20 protein-coding genes are annotated in these 19,807 nt (G+C 69.1%); 6 read left to right on the top strand and 14 right to left on the bottom strand.

Annotation, left to right across the window (positions count from 1 at the left end; genetic code table 11):
* The first annotated feature begins 560 nt into the window (after positions 1 to 560).
* The 3 genes from MKK88_RS16505 (at position 561) to MKK88_RS16495 (ending at position 2,332) form a co-directional block, all read left to right on the top strand.
* Positions 561 to 1,562, top strand: coding sequence for a helix-turn-helix domain-containing protein (locus tag MKK88_RS16505; RefSeq protein WP_244001514.1), 1,002 nt, complete (start codon positions 561 to 563; stop codon positions 1,560 to 1,562).
* A gap of 162 nt (positions 1,563 to 1,724) precedes the next feature.
* Positions 1,725 to 1,952: a hypothetical protein gene (locus MKK88_RS16500; protein WP_091718180.1), complete on the top strand. Its 228-nt coding sequence runs from the start codon at positions 1,725 to 1,727 to the stop codon at positions 1,950 to 1,952.
* Between the two features lie 5 nt (positions 1,953 to 1,957).
* A complete protein-coding gene (locus MKK88_RS16495) occupies positions 1,958 to 2,332 on the top strand; it encodes a hypothetical protein (RefSeq protein WP_244001512.1) in 375 nt (124 codons plus the stop codon).
* Here MKK88_RS16495 and MKK88_RS16490 read toward each other — a convergent pair.
* From MKK88_RS16490 to gpmI, 3 genes are all read right to left on the bottom strand, one after another.
* A complete protein-coding gene (locus MKK88_RS16490) occupies positions 2,268 to 3,476 on the bottom strand; it encodes a GNAT family N-acetyltransferase (RefSeq protein ID WP_244001510.1) in 1,209 nt (402 codons plus the stop codon). The genes MKK88_RS16495 and MKK88_RS16490 overlap by 65 nt on opposite strands.
* Before the next feature lie 8 nt (positions 3,477 to 3,484).
* On the bottom strand, positions 3,485 to 4,900 hold the full coding sequence (locus MKK88_RS16485) for a lipopolysaccharide biosynthesis protein (protein ID WP_244001508.1): 1,416 nt from the start codon (positions 4,898 to 4,900) through the stop codon (positions 3,485 to 3,487).
* 427 nt (positions 4,901 to 5,327) lie between these two features.
* Positions 5,328 to 6,833, bottom strand: coding sequence for a 2,3-bisphosphoglycerate-independent phosphoglycerate mutase (gene gpmI / locus MKK88_RS16480; RefSeq protein ID WP_244001659.1), 1,506 nt, complete (start codon positions 6,831 to 6,833; stop codon positions 5,328 to 5,330).
* A gap of 433 nt (positions 6,834 to 7,266) precedes the next feature.
* Here gpmI and MKK88_RS16475 point away from each other — a divergent pair, with 433 nt between their 5' ends.
* Both MKK88_RS16475 and MKK88_RS16470 read left to right on the top strand, forming a co-directional pair.
* Positions 7,267 to 7,626, top strand: a complete 360-nt coding sequence (locus tag MKK88_RS16475) for a hypothetical protein (RefSeq protein ID WP_244001506.1) — start codon at positions 7,267 to 7,269, stop codon at positions 7,624 to 7,626.
* 118 nt (positions 7,627 to 7,744) lie between these two features.
* Positions 7,745 to 8,062: a hypothetical protein gene (locus MKK88_RS16470; RefSeq protein WP_244001505.1), complete on the top strand. Its 318-nt coding sequence runs from the start codon at positions 7,745 to 7,747 to the stop codon at positions 8,060 to 8,062.
* A gap of 41 nt (positions 8,063 to 8,103) precedes the next feature.
* On the opposite strand, the gene MKK88_RS16465 is transcribed toward MKK88_RS16470, so the two are convergent.
* The 10 genes from MKK88_RS16465 to solA all read right to left on the bottom strand — a co-directional run bounded on the left by MKK88_RS16465 (position 8,104) and on the right by solA (position 15,816).
* Positions 8,104 to 8,262 (bottom strand): hypothetical protein, encoded by a 159-nt coding sequence (locus MKK88_RS16465; protein ID WP_244001503.1) that lies wholly within the window; start codon positions 8,260 to 8,262, stop codon positions 8,104 to 8,106.
* Positions 8,263 to 9,110: 848 nt separating this feature from the next.
* Entirely contained in the window at positions 9,111 to 9,275 is a 165-nt protein-coding gene (locus MKK88_RS16460) for a Flp family type IVb pilin (protein ID WP_244001501.1), read from the bottom strand.
* 327 nt (positions 9,276 to 9,602) lie between these two features.
* Positions 9,603 to 9,764 (bottom strand): YqaE/Pmp3 family membrane protein, encoded by a 162-nt coding sequence (locus MKK88_RS16455; RefSeq protein WP_244001499.1) that lies wholly within the window; start codon positions 9,762 to 9,764, stop codon positions 9,603 to 9,605.
* A 528-nt stretch (positions 9,765 to 10,292) separates the two neighbouring features.
* Positions 10,293 to 10,847, bottom strand: a complete 555-nt coding sequence (locus MKK88_RS16450) for a PAS domain-containing protein (protein ID WP_244001497.1) — start codon at positions 10,845 to 10,847, stop codon at positions 10,293 to 10,295.
* Positions 10,844 to 11,092: a hypothetical protein gene (locus tag MKK88_RS16445; RefSeq protein WP_244001495.1), complete on the bottom strand. Its 249-nt coding sequence runs from the start codon at positions 11,090 to 11,092 to the stop codon at positions 10,844 to 10,846. Before MKK88_RS16445 ends, MKK88_RS16450 begins: the two co-directional genes overlap by 4 nt.
* A gap of 233 nt (positions 11,093 to 11,325) precedes the next feature.
* Positions 11,326 to 12,105, bottom strand: a complete 780-nt coding sequence (locus MKK88_RS16440) for an amino acid ABC transporter ATP-binding protein (RefSeq protein ID WP_279602339.1) — start codon at positions 12,103 to 12,105, stop codon at positions 11,326 to 11,328.
* A 4-nt stretch (positions 12,106 to 12,109) separates the two neighbouring features.
* Positions 12,110 to 12,955: an amino acid ABC transporter permease gene (locus tag MKK88_RS16435; protein ID WP_244001493.1), complete on the bottom strand. Its 846-nt coding sequence runs from the start codon at positions 12,953 to 12,955 to the stop codon at positions 12,110 to 12,112.
* Positions 12,952 to 13,701: an amino acid ABC transporter permease gene (locus MKK88_RS16430; protein WP_244001491.1), complete on the bottom strand. Its 750-nt coding sequence runs from the start codon at positions 13,699 to 13,701 to the stop codon at positions 12,952 to 12,954. The genes MKK88_RS16435 and MKK88_RS16430 overlap by 4 nt, the downstream gene beginning before the upstream one ends.
* A gap of 37 nt (positions 13,702 to 13,738) precedes the next feature.
* Positions 13,739 to 14,581 carry a transporter substrate-binding domain-containing protein gene (locus tag MKK88_RS16425; protein ID WP_244001489.1) on the bottom strand — a complete coding sequence of 281 codons (843 nt, stop codon included), beginning with the start codon at positions 14,579 to 14,581 and terminating at the stop codon, positions 13,739 to 13,741.
* A 71-nt stretch (positions 14,582 to 14,652) separates the two neighbouring features.
* Positions 14,653 to 15,816 carry an N-methyl-L-tryptophan oxidase gene (gene solA / locus MKK88_RS16420; RefSeq protein WP_244001487.1) on the bottom strand — a complete coding sequence of 388 codons (1,164 nt, stop codon included), beginning with the start codon at positions 15,814 to 15,816 and terminating at the stop codon, positions 14,653 to 14,655.
* 203 nt (positions 15,817 to 16,019) lie between these two features.
* On the opposite strand from solA, the gene MKK88_RS16415 reads away from it, so the two are divergent.
* On the top strand, positions 16,020 to 16,973 hold the full coding sequence (locus MKK88_RS16415) for a GlxA family transcriptional regulator (RefSeq protein WP_244001485.1): 954 nt from the start codon (positions 16,020 to 16,022) through the stop codon (positions 16,971 to 16,973).
* 38 nt (positions 16,974 to 17,011) lie between these two features.
* Here the strand turns inward: MKK88_RS16415 and MKK88_RS16410 are convergent, their stop codons facing one another.
* Complete coding sequence (locus MKK88_RS16410) at positions 17,012 to 19,666, bottom strand: MGH1-like glycoside hydrolase domain-containing protein (protein ID WP_244001483.1); 2,655 nt, start codon at positions 19,664 to 19,666, stop codon at positions 17,012 to 17,014.
* Positions 19,667 to 19,807 lie beyond the last annotated feature (141 nt).

Here is a 19,807-nt window from a genome sequence, read left to right as displayed (position 1 = left end):
CCGGTGGCGTCTCCTCGGGTGGAGCGGTTCTCTTAAAGCCCGGGCCACCCGGGGGGCAATTGGACTTGGCGCCAAGATGGGATTTGGCGCCAAGATGGGATTTGGCGCCAAGATAGGATTTGGCGCCAAGATAGGATTTGGCGCCAAGACGGGATTTGGCGCCGAGATGGGATATCACGAGACCGCCCCCCTGCGATCAGCAGCCTTGCGCACGGCATAACAAGGGTTGCTCCCAAGGCGATACGCGATCGGGGCGCTGACGGCTCACGCAGGCTTTCGGCTTGGATCCGAAGGATCAATCTTGGAACGATCGCTCGAACGCAATCATATTCGAAACAAAATAGCATCATCGATCCGAATATGAGCCGAATACCGCAATAATAAATCCTAAGTCAATATTCCGCAAAGCCCAAGCCGGATTGACAATGCTGCAGACTCAATATTTATTGATGCCCGTATCTTAAAATTGAACGCGATTGAATGCACATTTTAAAAATTGTATATGATTTGCAATCTGGCAAGCCTCCCATCAGCGCGCACGCCGCGAAACCAGCAGCTCGATGCGACCCGTCTTCTCGACAGAAAAACTGCACCCCCGGAACGCATTCCACCAGTGGTGCGAAATGATCTGTGAACAGCTCGTTCCGGTGGAGATGAAGACCGTGGACGAGACCCAGTTCAAGGGCAGCATAGCCGCTACGAAGATCGGCTCCATGCCGATTTCAAGCTTCGCACACACGGCCATGCGCAGCGAAAAGACGGCCGAGACGGTCCGGCGCGACGGCCGGCACGACCGGGTCCACGCGGTCCTGATTCTCTCCGGCCGGGCTATCGCCCACCAGGGCGACCAGGAAGCGGATTGTCGGATGGGCGACCTTGTCGTCCTCGACGCACGCCCGGCCGTGGTCCAGACGGAGACGGGCAGTACCCTGATCCTGGATCTGCCGCGCGATCGTCTCGAAGCCACGCTGGGCCCGTCCCGGCTGTTCAGCAGCCTCAGGGTCGGCGGGGATCGCGCCTCGACGATCCTGGCGCGGACGTACATCCGGGAACTGGTCGCGGTCGCCAATCGGCTCGGCCCCGACGCGGCCGCCCGCATGGCGTCGATCGGGGTCGATCTGATCGTGGCGAGCCTCGCGGAGCGGCTCGCGCAAGAGGTGCCGCGCTCCACCCACGGCTCCGTCACGGTCCAGCGCGCCAAGGCCTATATCGAGGCGCACCTGAGCGACCAAACCCTCGACCCGCCCCAGCTCGCCGCCGCGGTCGGCGTCTCCCTGCGCCGCCTTCAGGAACTGTTCCACGAGCGCGGCCGGCACATTTCCGACTACATCTGGGACCGCCGGCTGGAGGAGGCGGGCAAGCGGCTGATCGATCCGGCCTGCGCCCACCTGTCGATCGGCCTGCTGGCCTATGCCAGCGGCTTCACCAGCCAAGCCCATTTCGCCCGCCGCTTCAAGGAGCGCCACGGCCTGACGCCGACGGAGTTCCGACAGGCGGACCAGCAGAGCCGGCACGATGCGCCCCACAGGGGCAAACCGGCACGCCTGCAAGGGGTGCGCTGAGGGCCGCAGCGCCGGCGCGTCCCTCGGTCGCTTCGCACTCAATCCGGAGACGGTGTTCAAAGGGGCCGGCCGCCACCGCGACCGGGACCGGATCGTGCTATGGCGCCCGCGACCGGCGCCTGCGGACCGGCGACCGGATGACCCTCGATCAGGCGGATACTTTTGCGCGAGACCTTCCACATCGAAGTCCTCGGCCCCGAGCCGGACGAGATCCAGACCCGGATCTCGGTGCGCGTCGGCAGCCTGGAGACCGCGCAGGAGCGGGCGCTGCGCCTTTTCGCCCGGGCCCGGGTGCCGCAGCGGTCGGGCGAGCCGGCCCAGGCCGTCCGGGTGATCGACGGCGCCGGCCGCGAGGTCTTCTACCGCACGCGGTTCGACGAGGGGGATTGAGGCGGATGCGGCTGCGGGTGCTGATCCTGCCGGGGCTGGTGCTGCTGGCCTGCGCCCTGCTCCTGCGCAGCTACACCCTGCCGCCGGCCCCCGACCGCCGGGGCGGCACCACGCTGCTGCTGACTTGGCCGAACCGCCCGCTCTTCGGCAGCCCCCGGGCCGATTGCCTCGCCGGCCCCGCCGACGCCCCGGTCCTGCCCTGCCTGATCGCCTCGGTCGCCCGCGCCCGCGACGACGGGATCATCCTGGCGCAACTGCCCTTCTGCGCGACCTGCTACGACCTGTCGGGACGCGTCGCCGTGATGGTCCAGGGCGTCACGGGCCGCGACCCGGCGCAGACGCAGGCGCGGCTGGCGCAGATCGCCCGCTTCGGCTGGTGAGGCGCCCGCCCGCGAGCCGGGCCCGGGCGACATGCTCCCGGGCGCGCTCCAGGGTACGGGCGAGCGGGAACAGGGAATCGTGGCCCGCCGCGACCAGGAGGTGGGCGATCTCGCGCCGCTCGATCCAGAACAGCGAGCCCAGGGCGAAATCCGGCGGCGCGCAGGAATCGATCCGGGCGATCGCCCCGGTGCCGGAGACCACCGCCTCGGTCAGGCGATGGACCAGCTGGATCCCGGGGGCGGCCTCCGGCTCCGCCTCGTCATGGGCGATCTTCAGAACCCAGGCCTCGGAGCCGGTGACCGGCAGGATCAGGGAGGCGAGCGTCCGGTCCGCCCGACGCAGGCGCGCGATCCGCACGCCGCCCGCTCTCCCCAGATCGGCCAGGGCGGCGCGCAGGAAGGCGACCTCGGCCGGCCGCTGGCCCAGGCCCGTGCCAGCCCGCCCCTTCCAGCCGGCCGCTTCGAGGGCGGCGTGCTCGGTGAGCGCCCGGTCGAGATCGGCCGGCGCATCGAGCATCTCGAACGCCACGGGGGCCACCGCATTGAGGCGACCGTGGTCGCGGCGCAGCTTGCGCCGCCGCTGGCCGGAGAGATGGCCGAGATAGCCCGCCCGCGCCTCCGGGGCGTGGACGGTCAGGTCGAGCAGCCCCCGCGCGTGCGGCCAGTACGTGGCCGACGCGGTTCCCCGCGCCGCCAGGAGATCCGGCAGGAGCCCGTCCGCCGGGGCGTTCGGCAGGAGGAGACGCGGCGGCAGGCCGAGTGCCCGGGGGGCAGCGAGAAGGCCGGCCAGCGCCGCCGCCGGGTCGGCGCCGTCGAGCAGCGGGGCGCCGAAGGGACAGTAGCCGTGGGTCCAGCCCATCAGCAGCGGCAGCGGCAGGCCCCAGCGCCGCCGGGAGACCCGGAACGGCCAGACGGCGTGGAACCGCGCCCCCGGCGCCTCGGGGGGCCGGTCGGCCACGATCAGCAGGCGCACCCCGGCGCCGAAGGCCTCGCGGGCGGCGAGCGCGTAGCCCGCCTCATAGAACGGGTTCCGGATGGCGGAGGCGGGCCCCAGGGCGCGCCAGGCCGGGATCCAGGGCGCGTCAGGGTCGAGGGGCCGGACCGCCGCGACGAGGCCCTGCGGGAGCGTGGCGGTCTCCGGCATGGGCGCTCTCAGGTCGCGAGCCGGTGGCGGATCGCCCCGGCGAAGCCGAGGACGTCGTAGCGCCACGCCGCCGCCCCCGCCCCGGCGGCGAGCAGCACCATACGCAGCACCTGCCCCGGCACCATGAAGCCCCCCGGCATCAGCCCGATCCCGGCATTGACGGCACCGCAGGCCGCCGCAATCCCCGCGATGCCGGCCATGTCGGCAAGCGGCAGCGGCATCGTCGTGCCCTCCCGCCGGGCGCCGAACACCAGCACGAGGCAGGCCGCGCTCTGCCCGCCCGCGAAGGCCAGCGCCGCCCCGGGGGCACCGAAGGTCGGGATCAGCAGGAGCGAGAGCGCCGCCACGGTCGCGAGCGTCGCGAAGGCGGCGGCCGCCTCCAGGCCGCTGGTCCGGGTGAAGTAGATCACCTGCCCGAAATAATAGGCGCGGAACATCATCAGGATGCTGGCCAGGATCAGCACCGGGGCGAGGTGGCGCGCCTCCGCCCGGTAATCGGGCCCGAGCAGCACCGTGACCACGAGGTCGTCGAAGCAGAGGAAGAACACGGCGCCGAAGGCCGCGATCAGCGTCATGGCCCGGGCGGCATCGCTCAGCACGCCCGCGGCCGCCGGCATGCCGCCGGTGCGCGCCTCCCGCTTCGCGAGGGAGATCAGCGACAGGGCGATCGCCTCGCCGAACACGATGAAGCTCTGCCGGAGGAAATCGGCCAGCGCCCCGTAGGCGCCGAGGCCCGCCGGCCCCACGGTCTTGGCGATGATCAGCCGGTCGAGGCTCTGGGCCAGCGCCGCGGTCCCGAAGGAGATCACCAGGGGCCAGCCGTAGGCGAACAGGCGCAGGGCCTCGGCCCGGCTGCCGCGCCCGGGCATCATCGGCGCGATCGTGGCGGCGGCCGGGAGCGAGGCGACCGCGTTGGCGGTGGCCACCGCGAAGGCGAGGTCGAGGGGATCGCCCGAGAGGCGCAGCGCGAGGCTGCCGAGGCCGAGGATCAGCACGGCCCGGCTCATCACCGAGGCCGCCACCGCCCCGACCCGCAGGCGGGTGCGCGCGATCTCGGTCGCCCCCTCGAACAGGGTGGTGCCGCAGGCGAGGGCCAGGATGGCGGCGGCCATCCGGCCCGGGACGAGGCCGAGTTCGGCCGCCAGCACGCTGCCGAGGCCGGCGAGCAGCAGCGTCCCGCCCAGGATGCGCACCACGGTGCCGACCTGCGCCGGCTCCCGGGCCTCGTCGTAGAGGGCGAAGAACGCGAATTTCGGCCACTGACAGGTCGCCCCGTAGAGCACCAGCGCCCAGGACAGGACGTAGAGGTAGGTGCCGTAGCTCGCCGCCGGCGCCAGCCGGGTGAACACCGCCACCGAGGCCATGTTCAGGGCGGCGGCGAAGCCGCGCGAGCCGACATAGATCAGGCTGTGCCGGGCGATCATCTCTCAGACCGCGTCCAACACTCGGCCTTCGCTCCCCCGCAGGCGGGGGGCGTCAAAGGTTTCCGCTCAACCGGAAGAAGCGCCGGATGCGCGACGCGCCCTCCCCCTGCCGCGGGGGAGGCTGGCCCCTGCGTCAGCAGGGGTCGGGAGAGGGCGACCCGGGTTCCGGAAGACGCGCGACTATCATGAAGGGCGGCGTTCTCTTCTGCACCGTCGCGCCCCTCTCCCGACCGCCTGCGGGGGCCACCCTCCCCCGCTGCAGGGGGAGGGAGCGCGCGCGTGTCTGGACCGTGCCAGAACCTGCCCGAACGAACGCATGACCAGGAAGCGCCCCGCCCCGCTCTGGCACGATCCGGTCCCACGGCGGGACGTATGGCGGAAGCCTGCTGCATGACGGCCTGAGCGTTGCAGCCGTCATGCCGGACCATCAGCCCGCCCGGCGGATCAGGGACGTGCCGGTCATCTCGGCCGGCTGGTCGAGGCCCATCAGGTCGAGGAGCGTCGGCGCCACGTCGGCAAGCCGGCCGTCGGCCAGCGACACCCCCTCGACGCCGACCAGCGCCACCGGGACCGGGTTGAGCGTGTGCGCCGTGTGGGGCTCGCCGGTCTCCGGGTCGCGCATCGTCTCGCAATTGCCGTGGTCGGCGGTGACCAGCAGCGCCCCGCCCTGCGCCGTCACCGCCTCGACCACGCGGCCGAGGCAGGCATCGACGGTCTCCACCGCGGTCACGGCCGCGGCGAGGCTGCCGGTATGGCCGACCATGTCGGGGTTGGCGAAGTTCAGGATGATCAGGTCGTAGCGCCCCGAGCCGATCGCCGCGACGGCGCGGTCGGTGAGTTCCGGCGCCGACATCTCCGGCTGGAGATCGTAGGTCGCGACCCTCGGCGAGGGCACGAGAATGGCGTCCTGACCCTCGAACGGCGCCTCGCGGCCGCCATTCATGAAATAGGTGACGTGGGGATACTTCTCGGTCTCGGCCATGCGCAGTTGCGCACGTCCGGCCCGCGCCACGGTCTCGCCGAGCCCGTTCGGCAGGTCGAGGGTTCCGAACAGGGTGTCGGCGAAGGCGTCGATCTCGACGCTGTACTGGACGATGCCGAGCGCCGCGGCGTAGCGGATCGTGCGCGGGCGGGAGAACCCGGAAAACGCCGGATCGAGGAGCGCCTCCAGGATCTGCCGGGTCCGGTCCGCGCGGAAGTTGAAGCTCAGCAGGCCGTCGCCGTCGCGCATCCCGGCATAGTCGCCGAGGATGGCCGGCGTCATGAACTCGTCCGAGACGTCCGCCGCGTAGGAGGCCGCCACCGCCTGCGCGGCCCGGTCGAAGCGGGTGCCGCGCCCCTCGGTCAGGGCCTCGTAGGCGATCCGGACGCGCTCCCAGCGGCGGTCCCGGTCCATCCCGAAATAGCGCCCGCACAGGGTGGCAAGGCGCGCGCCCTCCGGCAGCGCCTTCTCCACGGCGGCCACGCAGGTGGCGGCGGAGCGGGGCGGCATGTCGCGCCCGTCGGTGAAGCCGTGGAGCCGGACCGGGATGCCGGCCTCGACCAGAACGCGCGCCAGCGCCACCGCGTGGTCCTGATGGGCGTGGACGCCCCCCGGCGACAGCAGGCCCATGAGGTGGCAGGTGCCGCCCGACGCCCGCAGGGCCTCGATGAACCGGAGCAGCGCCGGGTTCGCGGCCAGCGAACCGTCCGCGATCGCGGCGTCGATCCGGGGCAGATCCTGCATGACGACGCGACCCGCGCCGATATTGAGGTGCCCGACCTCTGAATTGCCCATCTGCCCCTCGGGCAGGCCGACATCGGCGCCGAAGGTCCGCAGCCGCGCCCGGGGCCGCTCCCGCATCAGCCCGTCGAAGACGGGCGTCCGGGCCTGGAGGACGGCGTTGTCGGCGCGCTCCTCCCGGAGGCCCCAGCCGTCGAGGATCACGAGCATCACGGGGCGCGGGGTACTGGCGGGCACGATCCTGAATCTCCTGAGCGTCCGGCGCGGCCGGGTCCTGCGGGCCGGGCGGGCCGGCTCCCTTGCGCGTGTCGATAGTCGGCTTGGCCGCGCGAGACCACCGCCACGGGGCCGGATCCAGTCACGGCGAGGCGAAAGCGTACGGATTCTGACCGGGGCGACAACGTCTCGGACGCTACGCCCCGAAAGCCACTATCGCACCCGGGCACGGCCCCCGCTACGACGGGCCCGCAGCCGGCTCATCATCCGCCCAGGTGCTGCGGCGGGGAACAACTTGGCGGAATCAGAGCCCGCCCGCCTGGCTCAAGATGTCTCAGGAAAACCGGTCGCGGAACAACTTGATCGATTGCAACCGGTGTAAGTTATGCTAGCCTGCGCAGATGTACTTGACAGGGATTCACCCGCCGTGACCCCGATCGACACCGTGCGTTCCGAGACGAGCGCGGATCTGGCACTCGATATGGTCGGCCGCGCTTACTTGGCCCTGGCACTTCTGTATGAAACCGCCCATCCGGGCGAGTTCGACGATGCTCAGCGCAAGATCCGCGCATTCGTCGAGGACAATTTCCGCATCGTCGAGGAGACGAGCCGGAGCGGAGCTCTGGTGGAGGGAACGGTCGAAGGGGCAACTCACCTTGTCAACAGCGTCCTGGCCGAGGCGGAAACCCGGATCGCCACGATGATTCGGCCGAGTCGACATGCCCGCAGCCAGATGACGACGCGATGCCAGACACCAAATTCGGCAGGTGTTGCAGTCGAGCCATAATCCGACTCTAAAATTTCCCGTCCTGTAAAGCGCAGCGAATACAATAGCCTAAAATGTCGACAGTCTTAACCGAGCATGTTACCGGAAGACTGGACAGCGATAAAACAACAAGCGCGATATGGGCAGCGACGAATGTGAGCGGGCCGCACGCAGTGCAGATGTCGCGCTGGAAATCCTGATTGGGGCCTATCACGCTCTCGCGGTCATCTACGAACTGTCCAATCCCGGCGCCTACACGGCGCTGCACGGACAGATGATGCCCTATCTGCGCGACGGCTTCGACCTCTCGACGCGCGTCCCTGCCGATCCGCAAGCCGCCGATCCGCAAGCCGCCGCGCTGGTGTCCGCCGCCCTGGAGCGCATCCGTTGCGCGCTGGACGATGTTCACGCGGATGTGGCGACCATCCGGATCGGCACGGACGAGCGTTTCAGCTGAGCCGGCATCCGGGCGGGACGCGCAGGTCCGGATCGAGGTCGCTATCGGAACAGGGGCAGGCCGGCGCCGAGGATGACGAGGCCGAGCACGATCAGGCCTCCCCCGGCGCCTTCGAGCGTCGCCTGCTGCATCGCGCGCCGCGGGGCCATGCCGGCCAGCGTCGCCCCCGAGAACAAGCAGATGACGCTGAGCAAGGTCATGCGGCGGGTGCTCCGGCGCCCGGTGGACGCCCACGACGACGGGAATGTGCCGCGGAGGATGCGGACGCACCGTTAAGAAAAACCCCTTCGGGACCGATCGCAGATTGGGCGTCCGCACCCGGAAGGCGCGCCGGCGCACGATCAGAGGCGCCTTAACGCTCCGTTAACCTTGCCGCTGTCCCCTGGCCCCAAGCCCTAGGGGATGCCTCATGCCTGAACCCGATCTGCGCGCCGCCTTCGCCAAATTATGTGCCGACATGCCCGCGGGCGATACGGGCGAAGCCTCATACGAGGAGACGCTTCGGGTTGCAGTCCAGCGCCTTGGCCGCCGGTCCCGCGGCCGAGGCTCCAACATCCCGACGCGATCCGTGTCCAGCGTCGTAACGATGGAGCCGGATTGCCCCTTCATGATCTCGGTCGCGGCCCTTTCCCGGGGGCCGGCGCCGGTCAGCCCCCGCTGAGACCCTGTCCGACAGCGAGCCGCATTCTCGGATCCGGGTTTCCTGAGGTCCGAGACTCAGCGTTTTAAGGATCTTGGACGGGACCCTGGCCGAAGCGCGCTCCGTCATCGCGCGCAGCGAAGCGACCCAGGGCCAGTGCGACGGCGGTCGATGGGACGCCGACCGGATCGCTTCGCGACCGCTCAAAAAGACGCCGGATCGCGGGGAGAGGTTCGAGGCGATGAATCGCCGGGCGGTCCCTGCCCGACCCGCGCCCCAGGCGGAGAGCCTGCGTGGAACCGCGTCAGGCTGCTGATCGCCGCCGCATCTCGCCGACGTCCAAACGAGGTTATGGACCACGGCTCCCAATCCAGGACCGCGCGGCACCGACGGCTCAACAGAGAGCGATCAATTCAGATTGCCGGCGATCGCAGTAAACTTCGCGCTCAGCGAGGTGCCGACGAGTTGCAACGACCCTATGATGGCGACCGCTATCAAGGCAGCGATCATCCCATACTCAATAGCCGTCGCGCCATTTTCTTCTGCGATCAGACGGAAGATTTCTTTTTTCATCGCCGCTTTCCACGCATTCGAATTTTAAATACGTGAGCGGATCTTAAGATACCCTTACACTAAGCAATACTCATCTCGGTTTATCAATGAAGTGCTAATGCAATAATAGAGAAAACATCGCTCACGATCCAATTGACCAATTGAAGATCGGCCATGCCGGACGGGCCTGAACTGTCATAGGACCCGTCGGCCTTGAAGAGGCGCCGTCTCCCCCGCCGCGCCCGACGCGGAGAGCCGGACGCGATCACATCGCGCCCGGCTCTCCGTCCTCGATCGCTTTGACGCGCCCTGGGCCGCCGAACCGGTGCCGGCGTCGGCGGAGACGCTTTAGGCCGTCTCGCGCCGCGTGACGACGAGCGCCCAGATCGTCGCCGGAATCCAGCCGATGATCGTCAGGTGGAGGAGGATGCAGAGAATGCCCTGAAGCACCTTGCCGCGCAGGAACATGGCAAGCCACGGCGCCAGGAAGCAGATGATGATCATGATCATGGTTTGGACGGCTCCTTTGTCAGCGACATAGGTGCCGGGCTCACATCCGGTAGCCCTCGACGGCGAGAGGTGCGGCGCCGACCGTGTCGGGCTCTCGGCACCTTGAGGCCGAACTCCACCATATCCGCTGAGCACGCCGCGGAGCGTCCCCTTGACCGGTGCCCGGTCCCGCCCCGGCCGTTTCTGGCCGCGATGACCAACCACGCCGTCCTTGCCGGCGCAGTCTTCGCCGGCGTGGCGTTTCGGGCGGGGGTCTACACCGCTCCATTGCCGAAGCGCGGGCCCGCTCGTCCCGGGCCCGCTCCGGGGCGTGCACGTGCGGTGCGCCATGCGCCGCTGGTTGCGGTCCGGCCACGGCCGGATCCGGCACGTCTCCGCCTCTGTATCGAAACCCGGTGACGGGCAGGGAACCGGCGCGCTCGCCCGGCTCCCCGATCGAACGGCGCTCGCGCACCCTCCGTCGGAGCGGACGCCGGTTCGGCGCAATCGTCGCCGGTCGAGGCCGTCGTGTCGACGCGGTCCACCGCGTCAGTGCATGGCGGCCCGCGCCTCGCCGGACTGCTCGGCGCGCGCGAGTTCGATTCCGACCTCGTGCAACACGCGTTCGACGAGCGGACGCAAACGCGCCGCGGCCGCGGGCTCGATGAGGGCGTGGGCCATGAGCAGATGATCCGCCATCGCCTCCAGCATGGAACTCGGTGGCGTCGCCGAATGCGGCGGGGGCGGCACGAAGCTTCCCAGCGAACCGTAGGCCTGCAGGCCCGCGGCCGGATCGTCGATGACCTGCGTGATCGACCCGAGAAAGCCCAGAAAGGTCTGTTCCGGTGGACCGAACGACGGAACCGCACCGGCGGCGACCCACATGGCGCGGCCATCGGGTGCGAGCATCCGATAGCGCAGGTTGAAGGCGCTCTGCGCCTGGATGGCGGCCTCGACGGTCCTGCGGGCCACGTCACGGTCGTCCGGATGCACGACCCGGGCCCAGCCGAAACCCACGGCCTCTTCCAGGGACTGACCGGTGTAATCGGTCCATTCCGGACTGACGAAGGTCGCCCGCCCCTGCGCGTTCGTGACGAAGATCATGGCCGGACCATGCCGGAACGTTCCGCGGCAACGGCGCGCGCATAGATCAAGATTCTTTGACGATCGGCATGGTCCGTCAGGCTGTTCCAGATCCACAACAGCTCCCCCTGATCGGCGGAACCGCATGCCGGACCGCCCTGATCGCGGAACACCGCCTCCGGCCGACCGAGGGCGTCGGCGATGCGTCTGATCATGCGCTCTCGGGTGGGAGACGAAGCGGACCGTTCGGTGGACTTCTCCGGCATGGGGCGCCTCCTCGCGTCCCGCGGTTTCGACGCCCCGGCGGGGACGCGTGCAGGAAATATATTATACCAAACACGCGATCCGAAATATCATGAACTATATCACATACCTCTGAGTCATACGCGACCGGCGGTCTCTCCGCCGTGCAGGAAATTGGCAGATGAGGCACGAACGCTCCGCTCAGGCGGACGTTCGGCATCGAGACCGCGCCGCCGGGCTCGCCACGACAGGAGCGTCAAAGCACCTGCGACAGAAACCGGCGCGTGCGCTCGTCCTCGGCGGAGGCGAAGAAGGTCGCGGGCGGCCCGTGCTCGACGATCACGCCGCGGTCGGTGAAGTAGATGTGGTCGGCGACGTCGCGGGCGAAATTCATCTCGTGCGTGACGAGCATACAGGTCATGCCCTCCTCGGCGAGTTCCCGGATCGTCACCAGCACCTCCTTGACCGTCTCCGGATCGAGGGCGGCGGTGACCTCGTCGAACAGCATCACGTCCGGCCGCATCGCCAGGGAGCGGGCGATGGCCACGCGCTGCTGCTGGCCGCCGGACAACTCGCCCGGATAGGCGTTCTCCTTGCCGGCGAGCCGGACCTTGGCGAGGAGCGCCCGCGCCCGGGCCTCGACCTCGCGCTTCTCCTGCCCGAGGACGTGGATGGGGGCCATCATCACGTTCTGCAGCGCGGTCTTGTGCGGGAACAGATTGTACTGCTGGAACACCATGCCGACCTTGCGGCGCAGTGCCAGCTTGTCGAGGCGGGGATCGGTCACCGCGATCCCCTCGACCGCGATCGAGCCGGCACTCACCGGCACCAGCGCGTTGATGCAGCGGATCAGGGTCGACTTGCCCGAGCCCGAGGGTCCGATGATGCAGACCACCTCGCCCTTGCGGACGTCGAAGCTGATCCCGTTCAGAACCTCGAACGTCCCGAAGGACTTGTGCACGTCGACGACGCGGACGATCGGCTGATCGGGGGTCCAGCTCGGGGACGGGGTGGCGGCCGGGGTCGCGCGCGTCATGGGCTCAGCGGGTCTCGAAGCGGCGTTCCAGGGCGGCGGTGAACCGGTCGATCGGGTAGCAGTAGAGGAAGAAGCACAGCAGCGCGAAGCCGTAGAGCGGTGCGAACAGCTCGGGGCGGCCGCCCTCGGCGGCGTGGACCTGCGCGGTCAGCGTCAGCATCTCGGTGACGCCGACGATGGAGGCCTGCACGGTCGCCATCGCGATGAGCGCGTAGACGTTCATCCAGGGCGGCAGCATGCGCTTCGCACATTGGGGCAGGATGATGCGCCAGAGCGTCTGCCGCCGGGTGAAGGCCAGCGACTCGGCGGCCTCCCACTGGGTGTTGGGCACCGAGCGCACCGCGCCCCGGACGATCTCGGCGACGTTGGCCATGACCGGCAGGCTGAAGCCGAAGGTCGCCTTCACCCAGTCGGGCAGCGGCACGCGGAGGCCGAACACGGTGACCTGGAACGGTACCAGGAACATCACGAAGAACAGCAGCACCAGCCAGGGCACGTTGCGGAAGACCTGCGTGACGCACCACGCGAGGCGGGGCAGGATCCGCCCCTCCGCCAGCATGGCCAGCCCGAGCCCGATGCCCGCCACGGTGCCGATCGCCATCGCCATCAACGAGATCGCGACGTTGAAGGCGAAGCCTGTCAGCAGGAGGGGCGCCCACTTGATCACGACCTCCAGCGGCGACAGCGCCGCGGCCCCGCCCTGCGCCCAGGCCGGGAGGGCGACGAGGGCGAACGCGGTGAGCATCCAGAGATGGGCCGGGCGCAGGCGCGCCGCCGGGCGGTCCTTCGGGAGCGTGAAGGGCAGGAGGACCGGGAGATCGCTCGGGCGGTTCGGATCCAGGGCACTCATCGGCCGTATCCCGGGATGCGCAGGGCGCGTTCCCAGCGGTGCATGATCCAGACGAGCAGGCCGACCAGGACCGCATAGGTCGCGAGCAGCACCAGCATCATCTCCAGGACGTTCTGCGACTCGGACCAGATCTGCTTGACCGCGTACAGGGTCTCCGGAACCGCGATGGCGTAGGCCAGCGTCGTGGTCTTCAGGAGGTTGATCAGGTTGTTGTTCAGGGCCGGCAGGCAGACCCGCAGGGCCAGCGGCAGAACGATGTGGCGGTAGGCCTTGAAGCGGGTGTAGCCCAGGGCCTCGGCGGCCTCGACCGTGGTCCTAGGCACCGCCTCGATGCCGGAGCGGAAGATCTCGACGTTGAACGCGCCCGCGAACAGCGACAGCGCGATGATCGCCCACTGGACGTTGGTGAGGATCGGCACGCGCAGGCCGTCCGCCGAGCGGATATCCGGGAGCAGCGTCCCGAGGCCGAAATAGAAGAAGAAGATCTGCACGAGCGGCGGCGTGTTGCGGAACACCACCACGAAGCCGTTGACCAGCGCCCGCAGGAGGCGCGACGGCCCGCTCTGCAGGAGCGCCCCGACGGCGCCGATGACGAGGCTCAACAGGATCGTGCTGATCCCGAGGAGCAGCGTCATCCGCAGGCCGGCCACGTAGCGGTCCCAGTCGTAGGGATCGTAGAAGACCGTGAAGTTGAAGCCCGTAGTCTCGTAGAGCTGCTGGAACCACGCCTGGATCGTGGCGATCATCGCGGGCGAACGCCCGGCTTCATCGTGCGGGCGGGCATCAGTTGGTCGCGTTCTTGTACTTCTCGTGCATCGCCTTCGAGTAAGCGGTCGGCTCGATGCCCCACTTTGTCTCCTCGTTGACGATGAAGCCGGTCTTCATCCAGTCCTTGGTGGCGTCCTCGACCGCGGCCTGGAGCGTGGCGTTGCCCTGCGCCACCGCCATCATCCACGGGGCGTCGAGGATGCCCTTGAGCGGCAGCGCGTAGTTGGCCTTCCAGTCGTCGTCGAGCAGCTTACCCTGCAGCATGCTCTGGTCGTAGACGTAGCCGATGCAGTTGCCCTGCTTGAGCGCGAAGAGCGGCTTCTCGGACCCGTCGAAGGCGACGATCTCCGCCCCGTAGGTCCGCGCGACGTCCTTGTTGTACCACGCCCCCGAGGTGGCGCAGAGCGGCTTGCCCTTGAGCTGCGCCCAGTCGGTGATGCCGGACGACTTCGGCAGCAGGACGTTCACGAAGTCGGAATAGTAGTTCGGGTCGATCGCCTGCACGACGCGGCGGCGCTCCGGCTTGTCCGACAGGGTGGCGATCAGCAGATCGACCTTGCCCTGCTGCAGGAACTCGATCCGGTTGGCCGAGACGACCGGCACGAGTTCGAGCTTCACGCCCAGCCGCTTGGCGAGGTCGGCGGCGAGGTCGGGCTCGAGGCCGATGATCGCCCCGCTCGGGTCGCGGAAGCCGAACGGCTTGTAATCCGCCTTCACGCCGACGATCAGCGTCCCGCGCGTCTTGATCGCGTCGACGCCGTCGGCGGCCGTGGCCCGGCCGGGCAGCGCGACGGTCGACAACGCCGCGAGCGCGGCCATCGCCCCGGTGGTCAGAAGGGTGCGGATCGTGCGGCGCATCGGATCTTTCCTGCTCGGGTCGACGGATCTTGGCATGGTTTCAAGCAATCCACGAGCCATCAGCCGGCGCATCACCTGAAACGTGCCAGGGCGAAGGACGTGAGATCGACCGTGCTGCCAGTGCCGGCCAGCTCCGCCGCGACGGCCTCGCCGATGCCGGCCGAGTGCTTGAAGCCGTGCCCCGAGCAGGCGGAGACCACCGTGACCCGGTCCATCGCGGGATGCCGGTCGATGATGAAGCCGCGGTCCGGGGTCACCGTGTAGACACAGGCCGCGGCCCGGACGACCTCCGGGGTCGCGCCGGCCAGCCGGTCCGCCACGCGCAGCCGATACATCGCGTCGGATTCGGACGGGTCGACGCGGCGCTCGACCCCGTCGGCGCTGGTGGTGCTGCTGTACTGCTCGGTCGCGACCTTGATGGACCCGTCGAGCGGCGGGAAGCCGTAGAGGTAGTCCGTGTCACTCGTCCCGTACATCCAGATGAAGACCGGCGCATGCGGCCCATAGGCGGTCTCGTCCGCCAGGGCGTACCAGTGCAGGAGCTGACGGCGGACGGTGAGGAGCCGGTCGAACGGGCTTCCGAGCAGCGGGGCCGTCCAGGCGCCCGCGGCCACGACGGCGCGGTCGGCCAGGATGGTGCCGTCCGCCGTCTCGATGCGGACGCCGCCCCCGTCCTGCTGCAGCCCGGTGACGACGCAGTTCGTGCGGATCTCGGCGCCGGCGGCACCCGCGCGGCCGAGCTGCGCCGCCAGACAGCGCTCCGGAAACACGTAGCCGCCGCCCGGCTCGAAATAGGCCTTCTCGTCGCCCGCGAGGTTCAGGAACTGTGGGAACCGGCGCGCCACCGCCGCACCGTCGAGCACCTCATGGACGATGCCGGCCCCTTCCGCGGCGCTGATCGAGCGTCCGACGAAATCCGGCTTGCCGTGATGGGACGAGACGCCGTGGCCCGGGGCCATGACGAGGGCCCCGCAGGCGTTCAGCAGGGTCTCGCCGGTCTCGGTCTCCAGTTCGCGCCAGATGCGGTGCGAGGCGGTGACGAAGGGCACGTAATCGGCGCCCTCGCCGACCGCCTGCCGGGTGATCCGCGTCTCGCCATGGCTGGACCCGAGGGCGTGGGGCGGCGCGAAGCGATCGAGCCCGATGACCGCGCTGCCCCGCTTCGCCAACTGGTAAAGCGCGGCGCTGCCCATGGCGCCGAGGCCCAGGACGGCGACGTCGTAGCGGTGGCTCACGGCCGACACTCCGGCACGGCACCGGCCCGGGACGACAGCGCGGTGCGGAACGAGAGCAGGTCGGCAGGTCGAGGCATCCGGAGGCGGTCTCGCACGGAATAGGAAGACGATAGTCAGAATGGTGCATGCCGAGCCACGCGTTTGACCAGGGCAGACGGTTTCTTGCACATTCGGGCCGTCAGGCTGCGGAATGTGTTGGCGGAATGGATGCACAGACCGAGGACCACCCGCAGGAGATCGGATTCATCCTCGTGCCCGGCTTCGCGCTGATGTCCTTCGCCTCGGGGTGCGAGCCGTTCCGCGCGGCCAACGATCTCGCCGGGCGGCCCCTCTACCACCTGCGCTATTTCGGCGAGGCTGAGGGTTGCGTGGCCGCCTCATCGGGCGCCGAGATCCCCACCGAGGCGCTGCCGCGCCGACGCGGCCGTCTTCACACGCTGTTCGTCTGTGCCGGCGGCGAGCCGACTGGGTGGGACAGGCCCGAGATCCACGCGACCCTGCGGCGGATGGCCCGGCTCGGCGTCCGCATCGGCGGCATCTCGGGCGGCCCCTATCTCATGGCCGCGGCGGGCCTGCTGGCCGATCGTGCCTTCACGCTCCACTGGGAATATGCCGGCGCCACGGTCGAGACCTTCCCGGACGCGCGCCTGAGCCGGGCGCGCTACGTCGCCGACGGCGATCGCCTGACCTGCGGCGGCGGCGTCGCCCCCTTGGAGATGGCGCACGCCCTGATCGCCGAGCGCATGGGTGAGGCCTTCGCCCGCCGCGTCTCCGACTGGTTCCTCCACACCGCCATCGGCGCCGCCGACGCCCCCCAGCGGGCCTCCGCGGTCGAGCGGTACGGGATCCACCATCCGAGCCTGCTGACGGTGCTCGAAACCATGGAGAAGACGGTGGAGGCGCCGCTCGGCCGGCAGGCCATGGCGCGCCTCGCGGCGATCAGCCCGCGCCACCTCGACCGTCTGTTCCTCGAGAAGCTCGGGCTGAGCTTCTCGGCGCAGTACAGGGCCCTCCGCCTCGCCCATGGACGGCGCCTGCTGCGCCAGAGCCCCCTCAGGATCGGGGAGATCGCGACGGCCTGCGGCTTCTCGAGCGCGGCCCATTTCGCGCGGAGCTATCGGGCTCAGTTCGGCTGCAGCCCCTCCGCGGAGCGTTGAAACACACCACGCCGACCACCACCGCAGCGCCACGACGCCTATGAATCCGGCTTGGCACGCGCGTGCAGGAGATTGAGGATCAGTCCCGTCCAGCCGGTCTGGTGGGAGGCGCCGAGGCCGCGACCGGTGTCGCCGTCGAAGAACTCGTGGAACAGCAGGGCCTCCTCGGCACCGGCCCCCGCGGGAATCGGCGGTCGGTCGCCGAGAGCCGGCCGACGCCCGGCCTCATCCTTCGTGAAGAGGGTGATCAGCCGATCCTGGAGCGCATCGGCGATCGCATCAAGGGTGCGCATCTCCCCCGAGCCGGTGGGGAACTCGACGAGGAAATCGTCGCCGTAATAGGTGTAGAAGCGGCGTAAAGCCTCGATGATCAAGTAGTTCATCGGCATCCACACAGGTCCGCGCCAGTTGGAGTTGCCGCCGAACAGGTTCGAGGTGGAATCGGCCGGATCGTAGCGGACCGTGAAGGAGGCGCCGAACTCGTTGAGGGAATAGGGCTGGTCGCGATGCGCCTTCGACAGCGATCGGATGCCGAAGGGCGAGAGGAACTCCGCCTCGTCGAGCATCCGCCGCAGCAGCGCCTTCATGCGATGGCCACGCAGCAGGGACAGCAGCTTGCGGTCCTTGACGCCACCCTCGTCCCAGCGCGAAACGAGGCGGGCGAGGTACGGGCGGTTCTCCAGCAGCCAGTTGAGGCGCCGGGCGAAGTCCGGCAGCCGCTGGAGCACGGAGGGCTCGATCACCTCGACGGCGAAGAGCGGCACCAGGCCGACCATGGAGCGGACCCGCATGGGAAGCAGCCCGGTGCCGGGAATATCGACCTCGTCGTAGTAGAATTCGTCATCCTCGTCCCACAGCCCGAAGCCTTCGCCGCCCATGTCGGTCATGGCCTCGGCAATGAGGAGGAAATGCTCGAAGAACTTCGAGGCGGTGCTCTCGTACACGTCGTTGTGGAGCGCGAGTTCGAGGGCGATGCGCATCATGTTAAGCGCATACATCGCCATCCAGGCGGTGCCGTCGGCCTGATGCACCATGCCGAAGCCCGGCGGCGGCCGCGACCGGTCGAACACGCCGACATTGTCGAGGCCGAGGAAGCCGCCCTGGAAGACGTTGCGGCCACCCGCATCCTTGCGGTTCACCCACCACGTGAAGTTGATCAGCAGCTTGTGGAAGACGCCTTCAAGGAAGGCGAGGTCGCCACGCCCGCCGCGGCGGCGGCGGTCGATCTCGAACACCCGGTAGGTCGCCCAGGCATGGACCGGCGGGTTGGTGTCGGAAAACTCCCACTCGTAGGCCGGGAGCTGGCCATTCGGGTGCATGTACCATTCGCGCGTCAGCAGCAGGAGCTGCTTCTTGGCGAAATCCGGATCGAGCAAGGCCAGCGGCAGGCAGTGGAAGGCAAGATCCCAGGCGGCGAACCAGGGATATTCCCACTTGTCCGGCATCGAGAGCACGTCGGAGGCCGCGAAGTGGCGCCAGTGGGTGTTGCGGCCGCCGCTGCGCTCCTGGGGTGGCGGCGGCAGGAGGGGATCGCCCTTGAGCCAAAGCTGCACGTCGTAGGTGTAGAGCTGCTTCGACCAGATCAGCCCCGCGGCGGCCTGCCGGAAGATCGCGCGGGCGTCGGGGTCGCCGATCCCGTCCATGAGGTCGTCGTAGAAGGCGTCGGCCTCGGCGACGCGCAGGTCGCGGAGGCTGCCATCCGCATCGATCGGGCGCGCCCGCGTTCCCGCTGACAGCCGCAAGTGAATCCGCTTGGTTTCGCCGGCCTGCAGGCGGAACGCGTAGTGCAGGCCGAGCTTGGTTCCGGCATCGCGCCGGATCGCGGTCGCGTCGCCCCCGACGATCGCCGCGTGGAGTCCGTCCTTGAACGGACCTTGCGCCTCCGGCTGTCCGGCATGGCGGTGCAGGTTCGTCTCGTTCTCGCAGAACAGGACGTCCGGCGCGCCGTCGAAAGCCAGTCGGTAGCGGCCGAGGCGGGGATGCTCGCAGGTGACGCCGCCCTCGGGGTCGGCCGCGAGACGCGGGTGCGGCTGCTGGCCGTTCTCCCGCCACGACCACGTGTTGCGGAACCAGAGCTGCGGCACGAGGTGGAGGTCGGCGGCGTCCGGGCCGCGGTTCGTCGCGGAGACGAGGACGTGGATGTCGTGGACATCGGCCTTGGCGTATTCCACCGTCACGTCGAAGAAGCGGTCGCCGTCGAAGATCCCGGTGTCGTCGATCTCGTATTCGGGCCTGTCGCGACCGCGCTGCAGGCCCTCGCGCACGAGATCCTCGTAGGGATAGGCGGCTTGCGGATAGCGGTAGAGGAACTTGAGGTAGGCGTGGCTCGGGACCGCGTCGAGATAGTGATAGTGCTCCTTGACGTCCTCGCCGTGGTTGCCCTGTTCGTTGGTCAGGCCGAACAGGCGCTCCTTGAGGATGTGGTCGCGCCCGTTCCACAGGCCGAGCGCGAGGCAGAGCAGGCCCCGCTCGTCGCAGATGCCGGCGAGTCCATCCTCACCCCAGCGGTAGGCGCGCCAGCGCGCCTCGTCATGGGTCAGCGCGCGCCACGCATTGCCGTCGCGGCTGTAATCCTCGCGCACGGTGCCCCATTGCCGTTCGCTGAGATACGGCCCCCAGAGGGACCATGGCCGCTCGCCGCGCGCCTGCTCGGCAATGCGGCGACGCTCTGCCCAATCGATCGCCTCGCCCACGCCTACGCCTTCCAACCGTGATCAGCCGAGGCGGGAGGCAGAGCAAAACTCGTGCGCACAGCCACGCGATCCGACAGAGGCCGATCCAGGCGTTCGGTCATCGCGACGCGGATTGCGCGTGGGCGGATCCGTCGTCGTTCC

Source organism: Methylobacterium sp. E-005 (assembly GCF_022829725.1).
GTDB lineage: Bacteria > Pseudomonadota > Alphaproteobacteria > Rhizobiales > Beijerinckiaceae > Methylobacterium.
Note: the sequence above shows the minus strand (reverse complement) of the source record. Positions and strands in the feature narration are given on the sequence as shown.

Bases quoted from the DNA above. Each gene is read 5' to 3' on its own strand.
- MKK88_RS16455 (WP_244001499.1), bottom strand. From the start codon at position 9,764: ATGATCATGATCATCATCTGCTTCCTGGCGCCGTGGCTTGCCATGTTC.
- MKK88_RS16430 (WP_244001491.1), bottom strand. From the start codon at position 13,701: ATGATCGCCACGATCCAGGCGTGGTTCCAGCAGCTCTACGAGACTACG.
- MKK88_RS16470 (WP_244001505.1), top strand. From the start codon at position 7,745: ATGGGCAGCGACGAATGTGAGCGGGCCGCACGCAGTGCAGATGTCGCG.
- MKK88_RS16495 (WP_244001512.1), top strand. From the start codon at position 1,958: ATGCGGCTGCGGGTGCTGATCCTGCCGGGGCTGGTGCTGCTGGCCTGC.
- MKK88_RS16445 (WP_244001495.1), bottom strand. From the start codon at position 11,092: ATGCCGGAGAAGTCCACCGAACGGTCCGCTTCGTCTCCCACCCGAGAG.
- MKK88_RS16485 (WP_244001508.1), bottom strand. From the start codon at position 4,900: ATGATCGCCCGGCACAGCCTGATCTATGTCGGCTCGCGCGGCTTCGCC.
- MKK88_RS16440 (WP_279602339.1), bottom strand. From the start codon at position 12,105: ATGACGCGCGCGACCCCGGCCGCCACCCCGTCCCCGAGCTGGACCCCC.
- MKK88_RS16490 (WP_244001510.1), bottom strand. From the start codon at position 3,476: ATGCCGGAGACCGCCACGCTCCCGCAGGGCCTCGTCGCGGCGGTCCGG.
- gpmI (WP_244001659.1), bottom strand. From the start codon at position 6,833: ATGCTCGTGATCCTCGACGGCTGGGGCCTCCGGGAGGAGCGCGCCGAC.
- MKK88_RS16450 (WP_244001497.1), bottom strand. From the start codon at position 10,847: ATGATCTTCGTCACGAACGCGCAGGGGCGGGCGACCTTCGTCAGTCCG.
- MKK88_RS16425 (WP_244001489.1), bottom strand. From the start codon at position 14,581: ATGCGCCGCACGATCCGCACCCTTCTGACCACCGGGGCGATGGCCGCG.
- MKK88_RS16505 (WP_244001514.1), top strand. From the start codon at position 561: ATGCGACCCGTCTTCTCGACAGAAAAACTGCACCCCCGGAACGCATTC.
- MKK88_RS16465 (WP_244001503.1), bottom strand. From the start codon at position 8,262: ATGACCTTGCTCAGCGTCATCTGCTTGTTCTCGGGGGCGACGCTGGCC.
- MKK88_RS16460 (WP_244001501.1), bottom strand. From the start codon at position 9,275: ATGAAAAAAGAAATCTTCCGTCTGATCGCAGAAGAAAATGGCGCGACG.
- MKK88_RS16415 (WP_244001485.1), top strand. From the start codon at position 16,020: ATGGATGCACAGACCGAGGACCACCCGCAGGAGATCGGATTCATCCTC.
- MKK88_RS16435 (WP_244001493.1), bottom strand. From the start codon at position 12,955: ATGAGTGCCCTGGATCCGAACCGCCCGAGCGATCTCCCGGTCCTCCTG.